At 76.5% G+C, this 18,647-nt stretch carries 18 protein-coding genes and 1 pseudogene; 8 read left to right on the forward strand and 11 right to left on the reverse strand.

What is annotated here, in order from left to right; translation table 11 throughout:
- Positions 1–309 (reverse strand): annotated as a pseudogene (locus J5O08_RS21245) (hypothetical protein); the annotation flags it as partial.
- A 109-nt stretch (positions 310–418) separates the two neighbouring features.
- Complete coding sequence (locus J5O08_RS18185) at positions 419–757, reverse strand: DUF3140 domain-containing protein (RefSeq protein ID WP_217617002.1); 339 nt, start codon at positions 755–757, stop codon at positions 419–421.
- A gap of 165 nt (positions 758–922) precedes the next feature.
- On the opposite strand from J5O08_RS18185, the gene J5O08_RS18190 reads away from it, so the two are divergent.
- On the forward strand, positions 923–1,282 hold the full coding sequence (locus tag J5O08_RS18190) for a nuclear transport factor 2 family protein (RefSeq protein WP_308281708.1): 360 nt from the start codon (positions 923–925) through the stop codon (positions 1,280–1,282).
- 54 nt (positions 1,283–1,336) lie between these two features.
- Positions 1,337–1,747 (forward strand): RidA family protein, encoded by a 411-nt coding sequence (locus J5O08_RS18195; RefSeq protein WP_218708311.1) that lies wholly within the window; start codon positions 1,337–1,339, stop codon positions 1,745–1,747.
- A 22-nt stretch (positions 1,748–1,769) separates the two neighbouring features.
- On the opposite strand, the gene J5O08_RS18200 is transcribed toward J5O08_RS18195, so the two are convergent.
- The 3 genes from J5O08_RS18200 to J5O08_RS18210 form a co-directional block, all read right to left on the reverse strand.
- Positions 1,770–4,157, reverse strand: coding sequence for an excinuclease ABC subunit UvrA (locus tag J5O08_RS18200; protein WP_218708312.1), 2,388 nt, complete (start codon positions 4,155–4,157; stop codon positions 1,770–1,772).
- 106 nt (positions 4,158–4,263) lie between these two features.
- On the reverse strand, positions 4,264–5,472 hold the full coding sequence (locus tag J5O08_RS18205) for an epoxide hydrolase family protein (RefSeq protein ID WP_218708314.1): 1,209 nt from the start codon (positions 5,470–5,472) through the stop codon (positions 4,264–4,266).
- Positions 5,473–5,512: 40 nt separating this feature from the next.
- A complete protein-coding gene (locus tag J5O08_RS18210; RefSeq protein WP_218708316.1) occupies positions 5,513–7,045 on the reverse strand; it encodes a PQQ-binding-like beta-propeller repeat protein in 1,533 nt (510 codons plus the stop codon).
- A gap of 121 nt (positions 7,046–7,166) precedes the next feature.
- Between J5O08_RS18210 and J5O08_RS18215 the strand changes: the two genes are divergently transcribed.
- From J5O08_RS18215 to J5O08_RS18225, 3 genes are all read left to right on the forward strand, one after another.
- Positions 7,167–7,646 carry a DUF2975 domain-containing protein gene (locus J5O08_RS18215; RefSeq protein WP_218708318.1) on the forward strand — a complete coding sequence of 160 codons (480 nt, stop codon included), beginning with the start codon at positions 7,167–7,169 and terminating at the stop codon, positions 7,644–7,646.
- The gene (locus tag J5O08_RS18220) at positions 7,646–7,855 is read left to right on the forward strand and encodes a helix-turn-helix transcriptional regulator (RefSeq protein ID WP_217617006.1); all 210 of its coding nucleotides are present in this window, start codon (positions 7,646–7,648) and stop codon (positions 7,853–7,855) included. The genes J5O08_RS18215 and J5O08_RS18220 overlap by 1 nt, the downstream gene beginning before the upstream one ends.
- Positions 7,856–7,992: 137 nt before the next feature.
- Entirely contained in the window at positions 7,993–8,493 is a 501-nt protein-coding gene (locus J5O08_RS18225; protein WP_218708320.1) for a hypothetical protein, read from the forward strand.
- 32 nt (positions 8,494–8,525) lie between these two features.
- On the opposite strand, the gene J5O08_RS18230 is transcribed toward J5O08_RS18225, so the two are convergent.
- Together J5O08_RS18230 and J5O08_RS18235 are read right to left on the reverse strand one after the other, a co-directional pair.
- Complete coding sequence (locus J5O08_RS18230) at positions 8,526–8,963, reverse strand: hypothetical protein (RefSeq protein WP_218708322.1); 438 nt, start codon at positions 8,961–8,963, stop codon at positions 8,526–8,528.
- A 130-nt stretch (positions 8,964–9,093) separates the two neighbouring features.
- Positions 9,094–9,708: a shikimate kinase gene (locus tag J5O08_RS18235; RefSeq protein ID WP_218708324.1), complete on the reverse strand. Its 615-nt coding sequence runs from the start codon at positions 9,706–9,708 to the stop codon at positions 9,094–9,096.
- Between the two features lie 121 nt (positions 9,709–9,829).
- On the opposite strand from J5O08_RS18235, the gene J5O08_RS18240 reads away from it, so the two are divergent.
- From J5O08_RS18240 to J5O08_RS18250, 3 genes are all read left to right on the forward strand, one after another.
- Complete coding sequence (locus J5O08_RS18240) at positions 9,830–10,120, forward strand: DUF4287 domain-containing protein (RefSeq protein WP_218708325.1); 291 nt, start codon at positions 9,830–9,832, stop codon at positions 10,118–10,120.
- A 91-nt stretch (positions 10,121–10,211) separates the two neighbouring features.
- On the forward strand, positions 10,212–11,312 hold the full coding sequence (locus tag J5O08_RS18245; protein ID WP_308281709.1) for a glutamate--cysteine ligase: 1,101 nt from the start codon (positions 10,212–10,214) through the stop codon (positions 11,310–11,312).
- Positions 11,313–11,558: 246 nt separating this feature from the next.
- Positions 11,559–11,903 carry an RNA polymerase-binding protein RbpA gene (locus tag J5O08_RS18250; RefSeq protein WP_147793582.1) on the forward strand — a complete coding sequence of 115 codons (345 nt, stop codon included), beginning with the start codon at positions 11,559–11,561 and terminating at the stop codon, positions 11,901–11,903.
- A gap of 62 nt (positions 11,904–11,965) precedes the next feature.
- Here the strand turns inward: J5O08_RS18250 and J5O08_RS18255 are convergent, their stop codons facing one another.
- The 4 genes from J5O08_RS18255 to J5O08_RS18270 form a co-directional block, all read right to left on the reverse strand.
- Positions 11,966–12,763, reverse strand: coding sequence for a polyprenol monophosphomannose synthase (locus tag J5O08_RS18255; protein WP_308281710.1), 798 nt, complete (start codon positions 12,761–12,763; stop codon positions 11,966–11,968).
- On the reverse strand, positions 12,760–14,325 hold the full coding sequence (gene lnt / locus J5O08_RS18260) for an apolipoprotein N-acyltransferase (RefSeq protein ID WP_218708327.1): 1,566 nt from the start codon (positions 14,323–14,325) through the stop codon (positions 12,760–12,762). Before lnt ends, J5O08_RS18255 begins: the two co-directional genes overlap by 4 nt.
- A 596-nt stretch (positions 14,326–14,921) precedes the next feature.
- Positions 14,922–16,559 (reverse strand): amidohydrolase, encoded by a 1,638-nt coding sequence (locus J5O08_RS18265; protein WP_218708329.1) that lies wholly within the window; start codon positions 16,557–16,559, stop codon positions 14,922–14,924.
- Positions 16,560–16,624: 65 nt separating this feature from the next.
- The coding region (locus tag J5O08_RS18270) for an RNA helicase (protein WP_218708330.1) at positions 16,625–18,647 on the reverse strand (2,023 nt) is incomplete at its 5' end.

The raw sequence follows: 18,647 nt of genomic DNA on the forward strand, positions 1-18,647 counted from the left end.
GGTCCGGGCCGGGAGTGCGCCCGCCACGCCGGCGGACCCCGGGCCTGGCGGACGCCCCTCGCCCCGCACCGGCGGCGGGGCGAGCGCCGCGGCGTACAGCCCGGCCGCCGGCGCCCCGCCGAGCTGCGCCGCGGCGGTCGCCCCCGCCGAGGTCCCGACGACCAGGTCGGCGCCGGTCACGTCGAGCCCGCCGTCGAGCAGGCCGGCCACCACCCCGAGCAGCCAGGCGTTGCCGGTCGAGCCGCCGCCGCCCAGCACGAGGGCCCGGGCGCCGGGGCGGGACCGTCCCGGGTCGACCGGGAAGGGGATGGGGGCGGGCAGCGGGGCGGGTGTCGTCACGATCCGCGGACGCTAGTCCTGCACCGGCCGGGGCGCGACGGATTTCGGCGCCACCGCCGCGACGCGGGTCAGCGCGCCGTCAGCCGCGCTTCAGCGGGTCGTGGCCCCAGTTCATCAGCGAGTACCGCCAGGCCGAGTCGTCGACGTCGCCGGAGGGCCGCTGGGCCAGGTGCCGGTGCACGTAGCCGACGACCTTCCGCATGTGCGCGTAGTCGTCGTCCGTGAGGTCGGCCTTCTTCGTCCGCGCGATCTCGACGATCCGCCGCCCCGAGTGGTGCCCGACCGACTCGCCGCCGCCGTCCTTCTGCCCGACCGCCCTCGACTCGTCCGTGCCGAGCCAGTCCTCGAGCTCCTTCGGCGCCATGTTGACGGCGTCCGCGTAGTCCCGCGCGACCTCGGTCCGCTCCTCGTCGTCCATGCGCGCCATGCTCGCACCGGCGCCACCCGGTCGCGCGACGAGGCGGTGCCGCAGGGCGCCGGCACCCTGCGCCGCCCTCTCCCGCGCGCCCGCCCGACGCGGGTAGCGTGCGCCGTGACCCGACCGGGGCCCGCCCGGACCGGGACACGACGAGAGGGGCGGCGCGTGGCCGATCGCATCGAGGAGCTGATGGACGCCAACCTCAGGCGGGTGTTCGGGGAGCGCGACCCCGAGCGCCGGCGGGTGGCGATCGAGGACACGTACACCCGGGACGTCGTGTTCTCGGACCCCGAGGAGACGGTGTCCGGCTGGGACGCGGTGCACCGCAAGGCGCAGGGGCTGCTCGACAGCGCCCCCGGCTTCGCGTTCTCCGCGGACGGACCGGTGCGCCGGGCGCAGGACCTGGCGCTGCTCGCCTGGCAGTTCGGGCCCCCCGGGCAGGACCCGGTGGTCCGGGGCATCGACGTCGCGGAGGTCCGGGACGACCGGATCGCGCGGCTGTGGACGGTGCTCGTCCGGGACTGAGCCGTGTCGGTGGTCCGCGGGATGCTGGTGCCCTCCGACGACAGGGAGCCGATGATGTCCACCCAGCCCGACGCACGCCCGGTCCCGGTCGACCCGCCCGGCGTGGTCCGCAGTCCCGTCTTCGCGCAGGGGATGGTGCTGCCCGCGGGCCCCACCCTCTACGTGGGCGGCCAGAACGGGATCGACGCCGACGGCACGCTGCTCGACGGCCTCGGCCCGCAGACGGAGCAGGCGATGCGCAACCTGCTCGCCGTGCTCGCCGAGGCGGGCACGGACGCCGACCACGTGGCGATCCTGCGGATCTTCCTCACCGCAGGGGTCGACCCGACGGCCGCCTACGAGGCCAGCGCGGCGGTGTGGGGCCGGAGGCGCACGGCCGTGACGGTGGTGGCGGTGCCGGAGTCCCGGCCGGGGGTGCTGGTCGAGGTCGAGGCCGTGGCCTCGGTCCCGCCACCCGCCGCCTGACCTCGGCGGGTGGCGTGCGGGCTCACGCCCCCACGTACGCCGCCAGGTGCTCACCGGTGAGCGTCGACCGCGCCGCCACGAGGTCCGCCGGCGTGCCCTCGAACACGATCCGGCCGCCGTCGTGCCCGGCGCCGGGTCCGAGGTCGACGATCCAGTCCGCGTGCGCCATCACGGCCTGGTGGTGCTCGATCACGATGACGGACTTGCCGGAGTCCACCAGCCGGTCCAGCAGGCCCAGCAGCTGCTCGACGTCCGCGAGGTGGAGGCCGGTGGTCGGCTCGTCGAGCACGAGCACGCCGCCCTTCTCCCCCATGTGGGTCGCGAGCTTGAGCCGCTGCCGCTCGCCGCCGGACAGCGTGGTGAGCGGCTGGCCCAGGCTGAGGTAGCCCAGGCCGACGTCGGCGAGCCGGTCGAGGACCGCGTGCGCGGCCGGGGTCCGCGCGTCGCCCTCGCCGAAGAACGCCTCCGCCTCGGTCACGGACATCGCGAGCACCTGGCTGATGTCCTTCCCCCCGAGGGTGTACTCCAGGACCGACGCCTGGAACCGGCGGCCCTCGCACTCCTCGCAGGTGGTCGCGACGCCGGCCATCATCCCGAGGTCGGTGTAGACGACCCCCGCGCCGTTGCACGTCGGGCAGGCACCGGCCGAGTTGGCCGAGAACAGCGCGGGCTTCACCCCGTTCGCCTTCGCGAACGCCTTGCGCACCGGCTCCAGCAGCCCGGTGTAGGTCGCCGGGTTGCTGCGCCGCGAGCCGCGGATGGCGCCCTGGTCGATCGCGACCACGCCGTCCCGCTTCGACACCGAGCCGTGGATCAGCGACGACTTCCCCGACCCGGCCACACCGGTGACGACCGTGAGCACGCCGAGCGGCAGGTCGACGTCGACGTCCTTCAGGTTGTGCGAGGACGCGCCCCGGACCTCGAGCACGCCCGACCGCGTGCGCACCGCCGACTTGAGCGACGCCCGGTCGTCCAGGTGCCGCCCGGTCAGCGTGCCGCTGCGCCGCAGCTCCTCGACGGTCCCCTGGAACACGATCTCCCCACCGCCGGTCCCGGCGCGTGGCCCGAGGTCGACCACGTGGTCGGCGACGGCGATCGCCTCGGGCTTGTGCTCGACGACCAGGACCGTGTTGCCCTTGTCCCGCAGCCGGAGCAGCAGCTCGTTCATCCGCTGGATGTCGTGCGGGTGCAGGCCGATCGTCGGCTCGTCGAACACGTAGGTCACGTCGGTCAGCGACGACCCGAGGTGCCGGATCATCTTGGTCCGCTGCGCCTCGCCGCCGGACAGCGTCCCCGACGGGCGGTCGAGCGACAGGTAGCCCAGCCCGATCTCCACGAACGAGTCGAGCGTCTCCCCCAGCGCCTCCAGCAGCGGCGCGACCGACGGCTCGTCGAGCCCGCGCACCCACGCCGCCAGGTCGCTGATCTGCATCGCGCAGGCGTCCGCGATGCTGATCCCGCCGATCTTCGACGACCGCGCGCCCTCGTTCAGCCGGGTCCCGCCGCAGTCGGGGCAGGTGGTGAACGTGACGGCCCGCTCGACGAACGCCCGGATGTGCGGCTGCATCGCGTCGACGTCCTTGACCAGCATCGACTTCCGGATCTTCGGGATGATGCCCTCGTAGGTGAGGTTGATGCCCTCGACCTTGATCTTGGTCGGCTCCTTGTGCAGGAGGTCCGACAGCTCGCGCTTCGTGAAGTCGCGGATCGGCTTGTCCATGTCGAAGAACCCGCTGCCGGCGAAGATCCGGCCGTACCAGCCGTCCATCGTGTAGCCGGGCACCGTGAGCGCACCGCCGGCGAGCGACTTGTCCGCGTCGTACAGCTGGGTGAGGTCGAAGTCCTGGACGTCGCCCCGGCCCTCGCACCGTGGGCACATGCCGCCGGTGACGCTGAACTCGCGCCGCTCCTTGGTCTGCACGCCGCCCTTGTCGAACGTCACCGCGCCGGCGCCGCTCACCGACGCGACGTTGAACGAGAAGGCCTGCGGCGAGCCGATGTGCGGCTGCCCGAGCCGGCTGAACACGATCCGCAGCATCGCGTTCGCGTCCGTGACCGTGCCGACGGTCGACCGCGGGTTCGCGCCCATCCGCTCCTGGTCGACGATGATCGCGGTGGTCAGCCCGTCGAGGACGTCGACGTCCGGCCGGGCCAGCGTCGGCATGAAGCCCTGCACGAACGCGCTGTACGTCTCGTTGATCATCCGCTGCGACTCGGCGGCGATCGTCGCGAACACCAGCGAGCTCTTGCCCGAGCCCGACACCCCGGTGAACGCGGTGAGCCGGCGCTTCGGGATCTCGACGTCGACGTCCTTGAGGTTGTTCTCCCGCGCGCCCCGCACGCGGATCAGGTCGTGGCTGTCGGCGACGTGCGGCGTCGTCGCCGCCGCCTCCGTCCGCGTGGCGGTCATGGGGTCTCCGTCCGGGATGTCGCGAGCGCTGGCGCACCAGCGTGGCCGGGCGGCACCGTCGCGCGCAAGGACCGCGTCGCCCGGTGCGTGCCCGCGGGCGACGATCTCAGTACCCGGCCGCCCCGGCCGCCCCGGCCCTGCCCTCCCGGAACGGCCGGAAGAACTCCCGCAGCTCCCGCGCGTACGCCTCGGGCTGCTCGATCGGCGCGAAGTGCCCGCCGTGCGGCGGCTCGGTGATCCGCACCGCGTTCGCGCTCCGCTCGAGCCACGCGCGCGGCGGTCGCACGACGTCGTCGGGGTAGATCGCGAACCCGGACGGCACCTCGACGCGCCGCGCGAGCTGCTCCGGCGGGATCGCGGCGTTCGCCCGGTACATCCGCATCGAGGACCCGATCGTGCCCGTGAGCCAGTAGATCGTCAGGTTCGTGAGGATCTGGTCCCGGGTCAGCGCCCCCTCCGGGTCGCCGCCCCCGCCGCTCCACGACCGCAGCTTCTCCCCCACCCAGGCCGCGAGCCCGGCGGGCGAGTCGGTCAGCCCGACCGCCAGCGTGTCCGGCTTGGTCCGGTGCGCGATCGCGTAAGCACCCTCGGCCGCGACCCACCGCGCGCCCTCGGCGATCCACGCGCGCTCCTCGTCCGTCACCGCGCCGGGGTCGACGTGCGGACCCGGCATCCCCGCGTCCGTGCGGTGCACCGCGACGACCCGGTCCGGGTGGTCGAGCGCGAGGTACCGGGTGACGTGGCTGCCGATGTCCCCGCCCGCGGCGCCGAACCGGTGGTAGCCGAGCGTCGTCATGAGCTCCGCCCACAACCCGGCGACCGCGATCGAGTCGAGCGGGACCTCGGGCCGGTCCGAGTAGCCGAAGCCGGGCAGGTCCGGCACCACGACGTCGAAGGCGTCGGCGGGGTCGGCGCCGTGCGCGCCGGGGTCCGCGAGCAGGTCCACGACCTCCGAGTACCGCCAGAACGAGTCGGGCCACCCGTGCGTCAGCACGAGCGGCAGCGCCGGGCCCGCCCCGCCCACCGCGCGGGCGTGCACCACGTGCACGCCGAGCCCGCCGACCCGCACCCGGTACCGGGGCAGCCGGTTGAGCTCCGCCTCGCGCGCCGGCCAGTCGAAGTCCTCGGCCCAGGTGCGCACCAGGTCGCGCAGCCAGGCGACGTCCACGCCCGCGGACCAGCCCGCGTCCTCGGGGACGTCCGGCCAGCGCGTGGCGCGCAGCCGCCGGCGCAGGTCGTCGAGCGCCGCCGGGTCGGCGCGCGGGGCGAACGGCTCGGGGGTCGCGGGTGCGGGGCCGTGCTCGACGGGCGGCATGGGGCCACCGTAGGGCCGGGGCACGCGCGCGCGGGAGGGGTCAGCCGCCGATCCGGACCGGGGACTCGCCCCCGCCGTACAGCGCGCCGTCCACGGGGTACGCCCACCCGTCGGCCTCCGGCGGCAGCGGGGCCCGCCACCGCTCCGCGCCCGACCGCAGCGACCACGCGATCAGCTCCGCGCCGCCGTCGTCGTCCTGCTCGACGAGCAGCAGCGACCGGCCGTCCGTCAGCGGGGAGAGCCAGACGTTCGAGACGTCCCGCACGGGCTCGCCGTCCGGGCCGGTCGAGCGCACGGTGCGCCACACCGGCCGCCCGTCCCGCGCGTCGATCGCCCAGGCCGCCGTGGCGTCGACGCCGTACAGCACGCCCCCGAGCAGCAGGACGGTCCCGTCGGTCGCCCCGTCGAGGCCCGCCTGCCACACCGTCCGCCCGGAGCCCGCCTCGACCGCGCGGAGCGTGCGGTCGCCGCCCACCACCGCGGACAGCACCTCGGGCCCGGGGACGGACCCGTCGTCGACGGCCAGCTGCACCGGCAGCGCGGGGACGACCGCCGTCCCGCTGCCGTCGGATCCCGCCAGCCGGACCGAGCCCGGGTCGCCGTCCTGCACCAGCAGACCGCCGCCGCGCCCGATCCAGACCTGGGTCCCGTCCGCCTGCAGCGCGCCGTCGGCCGTCCCGAGCACCCGCTGGCGCCCGCCGACCCAGACGAGCAGGTGGTCGTCCGCCAGCTCGAGGTGCGGGTCGAACACCGGGTCGACCAGCAGGTCGTCGAGCTCGGTCGACCAGAGCGGCTCCCGCGTCGCCACGTCCTCGGCGGTGAACCGCACGGTGCGCTCGTCGACGACCTCACCCAGCACGAGCAGCGCGTCGTCCGCGGCGACCGCCGTCTGCGGCGCGACCTCCCGGTCCGCCAGCACGGCGCCCGACGCGCCGTCGAGGGTCAGGAGCCGGCTGCGGGTCGGCGGGTCCTCCCGCCACCCGCCGTCGCCCGTGAGCGTGGCCGGGCGGTCCGCCACGAGGCAGCGCACGCGCGTGACCGACCCGGCGGCGCTCGCAGCCCCGGCAGCGCCCCCGGCCCCGCCGGCCGCCCAGCACTCCGGCGGACGCATCGTGGGCTGCGCGGTCGCCTCCGCCTGCGTCTCCACCTCGGTCCGCCAGGACGTCGCTCCGCTGCGGGCGTCGACGGCCGAGACGGCCCGCGGCCGCCCGAAGTCGACCCGCTCGCCTGCCACCCGCAGGTCCCCGGCGAGGACGCCGCCCGTCAGGCGCGGGTCCGTCTCCCCCTCGCCGAACGGCACGGTGCGCAGCTCCGGCCCGACGTCGTACCGGACGACGCCCTCGACGGTCCGTGCCGCGGCCACCCGGTCCCGCTCCCGCGCGTCCTGCACGACCTGCACCGCCACGACGGCCAGGACCGCCAGGGCGCCCATGGGCCAGCAGCGCAGCAGTGTCCGCCGCCGCGCCCGCCGGCGGGCGTCGCCCGCGGGGTCGGCCCCCGACGCGGCGGTGCCGGCCGAGGCGCCCGGCTCCTCGCCGAGCACGACCTCCTGCATCGCCTCCGGGCCGGCCATGCAGGCAACCTACGGCCTGCGGGCCTGCGCGGGGGTGCGTTCTGCGGTCCCCGGGTGGAGGTCGTGTGCGCGGCGGCCCGATCTATTGCTTATCGATAGATTCCGAGCGATCCTCGATGCCATGACCCTCGACCGCTGGGCCACCGCCCTGCTCCGCATCGCCCTCGTCGTGCTCTTCGGGATCCTGGTCGTGTTCCAGACCCTCTCGCTGCCCGGCCAGTTCCGGTACCTCGCCGAGCAGAACCCCCAGGACGCCGCCCTCCGCTGGCCGGCGACCGCCATCACCGTGTTCTGGGTGCTGTGCGTGCAGGTCGTCATCGTCGCGACCTGGCGGCTGCTGACCCTCGTCCGGCGGGACCGGATCTTCACCGAGGCCTCGCTCGGCTGGGTGGACGCGATCGTGTGGGCCGTCGCCGCGGGCTGGCTGGTGCTGGTCGGGGTGCTGCTCTGGGTCGGCCTGCACGCGGACGACCCCGGCCTGCCGATGCTGCTCTTCCTCGCGACCGCCGTCGTCACCGTGGTCGCCCTGGTGCTGCTGGTGCTGCGGGCGCTGCTGCGCCAGGCCACCGCGCTGCGCACGGACATGGACCAGGTCATCTGATGCCGATCGTCGTGCGCATCGACGTCGAGCTGGCCCGCCGCAAGATGAGCGTCGGCGAGTTCGCCGAGCGGGTGGGCCTCACGCCCGCGAACGTCGCCGTGCTGAAGAACGGGAGGGCGAAGGCCGTCCGGTTCAGCACCCTCGACGCCATGTGCCGGGTCCTGGAGTGCCAGCCGGGCGACCTGCTGGAGTGGGTCGAGGAGGACTGAGGCGCCACGCGATCGTCCGCGCCGGGTGATGACCCGCCCACCCGCGCGGGTGCCACGGTGGTGACGTCGCCCTGCGCGGTACCGGCTCCGCCCGGACGCCGGGCGCGCCGGGCGGTCGCCGAGGGGGGTCGACCGCTGTGGACGCCTGGAACTACCTGATCATCCTGGCCCTGGTCATCTACGCCATCGTCCGGCAGACGCAGAAGCACGAGGTCGTCGGGAGCACCCGGTTCACGCTCGCGCTCATCTACGCGGGCGTCGGGCTGGTCATCGGCGGGTTCAACCTGCCCACCGGCCCGTGGGGCTGGTCGTTCCTCGCGCTCAGCCTGGTCCTGTCGGCGGTCGTCGGGGTGGTCCGCGGGCGCCTGACCCACGTGTGGCGCGACGCCGCCGACGGGCGGGTGTGGGCGCAGGGCACCGCCGTCACCATCAGCCTGTTCGTCGGGCTGATCCTGGCGAAGGTCGCGCTCGGCACGATCGCCTACCTCAACGACATCAGCGACGACGGCGGCACCGGGGAGGTGCTGCTCATGATCGCGCTCATGGTCGGCCTGCAGGCCGAGATCGTCTGGCGGCGCGCCCGCGCGATCGGCGCCCGCGCGAGCAGCCGCGCCCCGGGGGCGCCGGTCACACCCTGACGGCGGCGCCGCGGGGCGGCACGACGTCGGGCTCATCCGGGCCGGCCCGCGCGGCCGTCGCGACGCCCCGCCCGGCCCAGCACGACCCTGCCCACGAGGGCCGCGGCGGCGAGCGTGGCGAGCCGCGCCGCGTCTCCCCCGCCGAACGTCAGCTCCGCCTCGGCGTTGGTCGCGAACCCGGTGACCGTGCACCACGCCAGGAACGCCGCCAGCGCGAGCAGCGGCGCGGGCATCCGCCTCCCGAGCACCGCGACGGCGACCGCTCCCACCGCCGTCGGCAGCCACGGCCCGCGCTGCCACCACGACGCCACGGCGACGCCGGTCAGCGTCGCGGCGGCGACCAGCAGCACCCGCACGACGGCGGCGAGCTCGTCGTCGGTCATCGCGTCCTGCCGCGGCCGCCCGCCCACCCGCTCGTCGTCCGCCCGCGGGTCGCGGGCCCGCCCGCCGTGCCGCACCGTCGCGCTCATGCCGCCAGCGTGCGCCCGGCGGCTCCCTCCGGCGGAGGTCCTGACGGAACCCGAACGCCCCGCGCCCGGATCCGCACGGGACGCTGACGCCCCGGGCCGGCCGCCGCCGGGCGCGCGGACACGGGCCCGCCTACCCGGTCCCGTCCCGCGCGATCGCGGCGACGCGCTCCGCCGTGCGCGCGGGCCCCTCGTCGCCGGTGACGAGCACGTGCGTGGCCAGCGCCCGCGGGGCCGGGTCGTCGAGCCAGCCCGCGAGGAAGTCGTGGCCGTCGCGCACCCAGTCCGTCCCCTTCGACGCCACCGACCGCGCCCGGAGCACGCGCAGCGCCTCGTCGCGCCCCGCCGCCGGGAGCAGCAGCACCACCGCGCCCGCCCCGGCCAGCGCCCCGGCCACCGCGGACCCGAGCGCGGGGTCGGCGTACGTCGTGTGCCCCGCCCCCAGCGCGAGCACCGCGCCGGGGTGGTCCGCGACCAGCCGCCCCACGGCGTGCGCGCGCGCGGGTTCCCACTCCCGCTCGGCGGCCACCCGCCCCGCCGCGGCGATCCGCCCGCGCAGGCGGTCGAGGTCCCAGCCGACCTCGCGGTAGTACCGCTCGCCCGCCGCGTCGGCGTCCACGAACGGCACCCCGAGGGCGGTCGCGGCGGCCGCCCCGACCGTGGACTTGCCGGAGGCCGCGGGGCCGACGAGCACGAGCAGGGGCCCGGGAGGGCCGTCGGGCGGCGCGGCGGCGCGGGCGGGGGGCACCGGCCGAGTCTGCCGCACGGCCGGTCCCGCCGGCCGGCGACCCCGGCGCGGCGCCCCCGCGCGGCGACCCCGGCTGGCACACTCGGCCGCGGCACCCCGCCGCACCGAGAGGACCCGACCGATGTCGTTCCAGGCCTACCTCGACGCGATCGAGGACAAGACCGGCAGGACCCCGCGCGAGCTCGTCGAGGAGGCGCGGGCCCAGGGCCTCGACGGGGCCGACGTGAAGGCCGGGGCGATCGTGGCCTGGCTGGCCGAGGACTACGGCCTGGGCCGCGGGCACGCGATGGCGCTGGTGCACGTCATCAAGAAGGGTCCGCAGATCGACGCGAAGCACGTCGGCACCACCGGCAGCCACCGGGACGAGTCCGACACCCTCTGGCTCGACGGCAGGGCCACGAGGCCGAGCTGACCCGCGGCGGTGGCCCCGTGCGCGACGCGCCGCCGCGGCCTCGCAGCCCGCTCAGCAGGACAGATGCGAGCGACCCGGTCAGACTTCCGGCGTGAGGACGATCGGTGTCGAGGAAGAGTTCCTGCTCGTGGCGGAGGACGGGTCGCCCCGGGCGGTCGCGGCGGCCGTGCTGCAGCACGCGTCGTCCCAGGACGGCGAGGACGACGGGGGCGAGCCGGGCGGGAACCTGGAGAAGGAGTTCGCCCAGGAGCAGGTCGAGACGTCGACCCACCCGTGCACGGACCTGGGCGCGCTCCTCGAGGAGGTGCGCGCGGGACGCTGGCACGCCGACTCCTCCGCGCAGCACGCAGGCGCGCGCATCGTCGCCCTGGCCACGTCGCCCAGGGACGTCGAGCCGACCGTCGTCGTCAACCGGCGTGCGCAGGACATCGCCGCCGCGTTCGCGCAGACCGCCCGTGACCAGCTGACCTGCGGGTGCCACGTGCACGTCGAGGTCGCCGACGACGAGGAGGGCGTGCGCGTCGTCGACCACCTGCGCCGCTGGAACCCCGTGCTGCTGGCGCTGTCCGCGAACAGCCCGTTCTGGCGCGGCGACGACTCGGGCTACGAGAGCTTCCGCTCGCAGGTGTGGGGCCGGTGGCCGACCGCGGGCGCCACCGCCCCGTTCGGCGACGCGGCCACGTACCGCGAGACGGTGCGGTCCCTGGTCGAGAGCGGGACCATCCTCGACACCGGGATGGTCTACTTCGACGCCCGGCTGTCCGCGCGCTACCCGACGGTCGAGGTCCGGGTCGCCGACGTCTGCCTCGACCCGCAGGACGCGGTGCTGCTCGGCGCGCTGGTGCGCGGCCTCGCCGACACCGCGGTCGACGGCGGTGACCACGACCTGGCCCCGCAGCCGCGCGCCGAGGAGGTCCGCGTGGCCGGCTGGCGGGCGGCGCGCTCGGGCCTGACGGGCGACCTGGTGAGCCCCCTGACGGCCCGCCCGGTGCGGGCGGCGCAGGCGGTCGACGAGCTCGTGCGGCACGTGACCCCGGCCCTCGAGCGCACGGGCGACCTGCCGTGGGTGCGGGAGCACCTCGACGCGCTGCTCCGTCGCGGGAACGGCGCCCAGCAGCAGCGGCGGTGGCGGCACGAAGGGGCGGACGACGCGGAGCTGGTGCGGCGGGCGGTGCGCAGCACGCTCGCCTGACGGCCGGGACCGCCCCGGCGCCCACCGGGGTGACGCACGCGACACCAGGACGACGCCCCGCTGACCTGCGAGGACGGCGCGCACGCCGGGTGTGCCCAGGGTCACCCGCCCGCGCTCGCCGCGCGTTCACGGGACCTTCACGCCACACTGGAACACTGAACGGTCCCCGGACGTTGACCCCACCGAACAAGCGATACGTCTGCACGTCCAGGCAAGTCAAGGCATGTCAAGGCACGGAGGTCCCTGATGTCGAACCGGTCCCTGCGCGGTATGCGCATCGGGTCCCACAGCATGGAGACGGACGAGGGCGTCGACTTCGCCCCGCGTCTCCAGGCGTACTACGACTGCCCCAACGGGCACACGATCATCCTGCCGTTCTCGGTCGAGGCCGACGTGCCGGTGGTGTGGGAGTGCCGGTGCGGTGAGGAGGCGCTGCTGCGCGACGCGTCCAAGCCCGAGCCGAAGGCCACGAAGCCCCCGCGCACCCACTGGGACATGCTGCTGGAGCGCCGCACCATCAAGGAGCTCGAGGAGCTGCTCGACGAGCGCCTCGACCTGCTGCGTGCCGGCAAGCTCCGCCGGAGCGCCTGACCGTCCCACGGACGGCCGTGAGCACGGGCCTCGCACCCTCGGGTGCGGGGCCCGTCGTCGCGTCAGCCGCGGCTACCCGCCGCGCGCCGCACCAGGTCGCGCACCTGACGCGCGCGCTCCTGCGCCCCCCACACCGTGACGCGCACCAGCGCCTCGACGACGATCGACCGGCTCATCTTCGACCGGCCCTCGGCGCGCTCCACGAACGTGATCGGCACCTCGACCACGCGGCCGCCGGCGCGCAGGACCCGCCAGGCCATGTCGATCTGGAAGCAGTAGCCGTGCGAGGCGACCTCGCCGAGCGCCAGCCCCTCGAGCGCCGCCGCCCGGTACACCCGGAACCCGGCGGTCGCGTCCCGCACCGGCAGCCCCATCGCCAGCCAGGCGTAGGTGTTCGCCCCGCGGGACAGCAGCTGCCGGTGCAGCGGCCAGTTCACGACCCGGCCGCCGCGGACCCAGCGCGACCCGATGACCAGCTCCGCCTCCGGCACCCGCTCCAGCAGCCGCGGCAGGTCCTCCGCGCGGTGCGACCCGTCGGCGTCCATCTCGACCACGGCGTCGTAGCCCCGCTCGAGCGCCCACCGGAACCCCGCGACGTACGCGGTGCCGAGCCCCTGCTTGCCGGTGCGGTGCAGCACCCGGATCGCGGCTCGGCCGCGCTCCTCGGCGTCGGCGGCGGCGATCCGCTCGGCCAGCTCGCCCGTGCCGTCCGGCGACGCGTCGTCGACGACGAGGACGTCCGCGTCCGGGACGTGCAGCCGCAGCGCGGCCAGCGCCCGGGGCAGGCTGTCGCGCTCGTCGTACGTGGGGACGACGACCAGCACGCGTCCGGCGGGCCGGGTGCCGGGTCCCGGCGTCACGCGGCCCCCTCCGGCCGGTCGTCCCGGCGCGTCCGCCGCGCACCGGCCATCCCGGCGAGCGTCATGACGACCGCCAGCGCCCCGACCACGCCGCTCGGCCACGCCCCGAGCACCGCGGCGGGCGTGAGCGACTGGCGCAGCGGCAGCCGGGCGACGAGCTGGTCGGCGGTGAACAGCTCGGTGTCCTGGGCGACGGTGCCGTTCGGCGCGATCACGGCGCTGACGCCGACGGTGCTCACCTGGACGGTGGCGCGGCCGAGCTCGACCGCCCGCAGCCGGGCCATCGCGAGCTGCTGGGTCGACTCGGCGGAGTAGCCGAAGGACGCGTTGTTGGTCTGCACGACCAGGACCTCGGCGCCCTCGCGCACGCTCTCCCGGACGATCCCGTCGTACGCCACCTCGAAGCAGATGACGTCGCCGATCTGCACCGTGCGGCCCAGGCGGGCGGACTCCAGGGGCACGACGCCCGGCTCCGTGCCCGCGAGCATGTCGTTCTGCACCAGGTCGACGGCCGAGGAGAACGGGCGGACCAGGCTACGCAGCGGGATGTACTCCGCGAAGGGCGCCGGCCGCTGCTTCGAGTAGGACGCCACGGGACCGACGCCGGGCTCCCAGAGCAGCGACGTGTTGTACCGGCCGCCCGACTCCGGGTACTGGATCGTGCCGATCAGCATCGGCGCGCCCACGGCCTGCGCGGCGGCGTCGATGTCGGCGGCGGCCTGCCTGTCGACCTCGGGGTCGATGTCCGTGCCGTTCTCCGGCCACAGCACCAGGTCCAGATCGCCCGTCTCTACCTGGTCGAGCAGCGCGTACGTACCCGCGAGGTGGTTGTCGAGGACCTCGCGCCGGTTGTCGAACGCGTGCAGCCCCGGCTCGGAGACGTTGCCCTGCACGGCCCCGACGGTCAGGGTGCCGTCCTCGGCGCGGGTGCCCATCGGGACGAGGAGGCCGACCACGACCAGCGCCACCGCGACCGCCACCCGGCCGAGCATCGGCAGGAGCGCGAACCGTCGCGCGGCCAGCCACGCCAACGCGAGCGCGGCGCCCGCCGCCGCCACGGCGGCCGAGACCAGCGGTGCGCCTCCCAGGCGCGCGAGGGACAGCACCGGCGAGTCGGCCTGGGAGAACGCCAGCCGGCCCCAGGGGAAGCCGCCGAACGGCCAGATCCCGCGCAGCTCCTCGACCGCGACCCACAGCACGACGAACACCACGAGCTGCAGGGACGCCCGGCGCCACACCGCCTCGCCCCGGCGGGCCCAGGTCCACGCGGCGCCGAACAGCGCGACGAAGCCCGCCTCCGCCACCGACAGCGCGATCCACGGCACGGCACCGACCGCGACGTCCGCCCAGGTGAGCAGGGGCACGAAGAACGCGAGACCCCAGGCGAACCCGAGCAGGGCGTTCCACCGGGCGCTGTCGCGGCGCATCGCGAGGAACAGCAGGGCCATCCCGGGCGCGGCGGCGTACCACCAGCCGAGGTCGGGGAACGCGGCCCAGGTCAGCAGGCCGCCGAGGACCGCCAGGACCGCGCTCCACCAGCGGGAGGGGTCACGGAGCGGCACCGCGCCAGGGTACGGCACCCGGCTGTCCGTCCGGCGCCACGCAGCGGGCCCGGGCGCGCGCGGCGGTGTGGACGCGGCACGCGCCGCGACCGGTCGGCCGGGGCGGGGCGGGCGGGTGGGGCGACGGCGTCCGGGTCCGTCGACGCGTCAGCCGGCGTGCCGGCCCGGGGCACCCCGTCGGGGGCGGGGCCGACCGACCGGCCCGCGTGTCCTTCGTACCGCACGACACCACCTGGGGCGGTGCCCGTTCTCTAGTGAACACGCGGGCCTGGTCGGAGCCCGACGTGGTCCGGGCGTCCTACCCCCTGGGGCGCTCACCGAGCGGCGCCTCTGCCGGACCACTCCCGAGAACCTATCGAACCGGCGGGGGGTGTCAAGGGTCCGGCGGCGCCGCCCGGAGGCGTCCGCGCAGGTCGCCACGCGCGTCGGGGGCTGTCGGATTTGTCCAGATGGTCGAGACGCCCCGGCGTGTCGTCCGGCGTGTCGCTTGGGCACCCGCGAGCGTGCGCCGGCCCGCCGACCGGGTGAGGCGGCACCCCGTGCGGAGCAGCGGATTCACCCGTCCGCGCGACGGGGGCCGGGTGCGGCGCCGGACGTCACCCCAGCGCGTCGTGCAGCACCGCACCCGCGCGCACCGTGCGGACGCACTCCGGGAGGGGCTCGTCGTCCCGCAGCGCCGGCAGCACGCCCCCGGGGCCGGCCGTGCCCTCGGGGACCCGCCAGACCGCCAGGTGGGCGGGAGCGCCCACCACGACGTCGCCGGGAGCCGCACCGCCGGCCCCTGCCCGTCCGGCCGCCGCCCACCCGCCGCGCGTGTGCGCGGCCAGCGCCGCCGCGACCGGCAGCCGCTGGTCGGGCGTCCGGTGCCGCACCGCCGCGCGGACCGCGCCCCACGGGTCGAGCGGCGTCACGGGGCTGTCCGAGCCGAACGCGAGGGGCACGCCCGCGGCGCGCAGGTCGGCGAGCGGGTGCAGGGACGCCGCCCGCCCGCGTCCGAGGCGCGCCGCGTAGGTCCCGTCGTCTCCGCCCCAGGCGTCGTCGAACGCCGGCTGCACCGACGCGGTCAGCCCGAGCAGCACGAGCGCCGCCAGCGCCGGGGCGTCCAGCATCGAGGCGTGCTCGAGCCGGTGCCCGCCGGCGCGCACCGCGTCGACGCCCTCGACCTCGGCGGCCACACGGAACCCGAGGAGCACCTCGTCGAGCGCCCGGTCGCCGACGACGTGGAACGCCGCGGGCAGCCCCGCGCGGGTGGCGGACGCCACGTGGTTGCTCACCTGCTCGGCGGTGAGGTCGAGCCGGCCCGCGGGGTGCGGCCAGCCGTCGGGCGCGTCGGCGTACGGAGCGCGCAGCGCGGCCGTCCGGCTGCCGAGCGAGCCGTCGGCCGCCAGGTCCCCGCCCACGCCGGCGAGGCCCGGGATCGCGGCGGCGAGCGCGCGGACGTCGTCGGCGGTCTCGCACAGCTCGGCCCGGTACCCGACGACCAGCGGCAGCGCCGACGCCGGGTGCGCGGTCAGCGCCAGCAGCGCGGCGAGGCCCGCCCGGGTGTCCGTGTGCGGGGCGCTCTGCTCGTGCACGGCGACGACGCCGGCGCGCGCCGCCGCCTCGAGGGCGCCGCGGTACCGGGCGTCCCGGACGTCGGCGGGCAGGTCCCGGAGCGCCGCGCGCGCGACGGCGTGCGCCTCCCCCGTGACCAGCCCGTCGGCCCGCCACCCGGGCAGGTCGCGGAGCCCGAGCACCTCGGCGAACGACGTCGACACGACCCCGGCGTGCAGGTCGACGCGGCCGAGGTAGACCGGCGCCCCGCCAGCGGCGGCGTCCAGCTCCTGGCGGGTCGGTGGGCGGCCCTCCGGCCAGCCGTCCTCCGCCCAGCCCCAGCCGGTGAGCGGGGCGCCCTCGGCGGCCAGCCGGTGGCCGACCGGGCCGGTGGCCGCCGCGCGCACGGCCGCCAGCGTCTCCGCGAGCGAGGCGCACGCCCCCAGGTCCACGCCGGCGCGCACCAGACCGGTGTCGAGCACGTGCGCGTGCGCGTCGACGAACCCCGGCGTCACCAGGGCGCCGCCGAGGTCCACGACGTCGTCCACCCCGTCGGCCAGGCCGTCCGCCTCGTCGGCGCCGCCGACCCACGCGATCGCGCCGTCGGCGACCAGCAGGGCGGAGGGGGCGTCGGCGGTCGCGGGCGCGGCGAGGACGGCAGGCGTCAGCACCGCACCGCCCCGGTACAGGGTGGTGCTCACGCGGGAACCCTAACCGGGCAGGTCACGGGCGGCCCGCGGGCGTCCGTCGCCGGGCGCCTCCCCCGTCAGGTCCCCGCGTACGCCACGACGCCGCGGCGTACCGCGGTCACCGCCTTGCGCGCCGTCTCCCGCAGCCGCGCGTCGGGCGCCGCCTTGGCCACCTGGTCCAGCACGTCGACGACCTGCTTGCACCACCGCACGAAGTCGCCCGCCGCGAGGTCCGCGTCCCGCAGCACGGCGTCGAGCCCGCGCCCGGCCGCCCACCGGTGCACGGGTGCCACCAGACCCAGGTCGAGCGGCTGGGTCGACTCGATGCGGCGCGCGCTCTCCAGGTCGTCGAGCTCGGACCAGATGCGCGTCGTGGCGTCGAGGGCGATGCCCAGCCGGCTCGACGGACCGCCGGGCACCGCGGGGCTGCGGTCCCGGTCGTCCCGGCGCGCCGAGTACACGACCGCCGACACCGCGGCGGCGAGCCCGGGCACGTCGAGCTCCGCCCACGCCCCGCGGCGCAGGCACTCGGCGAGCAGCAGGTCGTTCTCGGCGTAGATCCGGCGCAGCCACCGGCCCTCGTCGGTCACCACCGTGCCGCCGTCGTCGTCGGTCGCCAGGTAGCCGAGGGAGTCCAGCACCTCGCAGATCCGGTCGAACACGACCGCGATCGAGCCGGTCCGGCCCTCGATCCGCCGGACCAGCGCCCGGTGCTCGCCCTCCAGCCGGGACCACCGCTCCGCCCAGCGGGCGTGCTCCTCGCGGTCGGGGCACTGGTGGCAGGGGTGCGCGCGCAGCTCGCGGCGCAGCGCGGCGATCGCCTCGTCCTCGTCCTCCGCGACCGCCCGGCCGCGGCGCCGAGCGGGGGCGGCCCCGGTGATCCTCCCCGCGTTGATCTCCCCGCGGAGGGTCGCCGCCAGGTCGCGCCGGTGCGACGCCGCCCGCGGCGAGAAGCCCTTCGGCACCCGCAGCCGCCCGACCGCTTTGATCCCGTCGCCGACCTCCTGGACCGACAGCCGGCGCACCTCGCGCTCGGTGGTGAGCACCATCGGCCGCGCGCCCTCGAAGCCGCCGTGCGTCCCCGGGTCGACGACCACCGCGTAGGTGGACCGCCGGCCGCTCGGCACCGCGACGACGTCGCCGACCGACAGGCCCTGCAGGCTCGCCGCCGCCTGCTGCCGCCGCGCCGCCGCGCTCGCGCGGTGCACGCCCCGCTCCCGGTCCGAGAGCTCGCGGCGCAGCGCGAAGTACTCGCCGAAGTCGCCGAGGTGGCAGGTCATGGCCTCGGCGTAGCCCTCGAGCGCCTCGGCGTGGCTCTGCGCCTGCCGGGCGAGGCCGACGACCCCGCGGTCGGCCTGGAACTGCGCGAACGACGTCTCCAGGACCTCGCGCGCCCGGACCCGGCCCACCTGCGCGACCAGGTTGACCGCCATGTTGTAGGTCGGCCGGAACGCCGAGCGCAGCGGGTACAGCCGCTTCGACGCGAGCCCCGCCAGCGCCATCGGGTCGAGGTCGCCCCGGCCCAGGACGACCGCGTGGCCCTCGGAGTCGATGCCCCGGCGCCCCGCGCGGCCCGTCAGCTGGGTGTACTCCCCCGGCGTGATGTCGACGTGGTGCGAGCCGTCCCACTTGACCAGCTTCTCGAGCACCACGGACCGGGCGGGCATGTTGATGCCCAGCGCGAGCGTCTCGGTCGCGAACACCACCTTGACCAGCCCGCGGGCGAACGCCTCCTCGACCGTCTCCTTGAACGCCGGCAGCATCCCGGCGTGGTGCGCGGCGACGCCGCGGACCAGCGCGTCGACGAAGCCCCAGTAGCCGACGACGTCGAGGTCCTCCGGTGCGATCGACGCGCACCGGGTCTCCGCGATGAACCGGATCTCCTCGGCCTCCGCCGGGGACGTCAGCCGGAGCCCGCCCGCGAGGCACTGGGCGACCGCGGCGTCGCAGCCCGCCCGGGAGAAGATGAACACGATCGCCGGGAGCAGGCCGGCCTCGTCGAGGACGTCGACCATGACGGGGCGCGGCACCGGCCGGGGGCCGCCCCCGCCGCCGCCCGGACCCCCGCCACCGGGGCCGCCGCCCGGCCGCCGGCCGCCC

Source organism: Cellulomonas sp. PS-H5 (genome assembly GCF_019265565.1).
Taxonomy (GTDB): domain Bacteria; phylum Actinomycetota; class Actinomycetes; order Actinomycetales; family Cellulomonadaceae; genus Cellulomonas.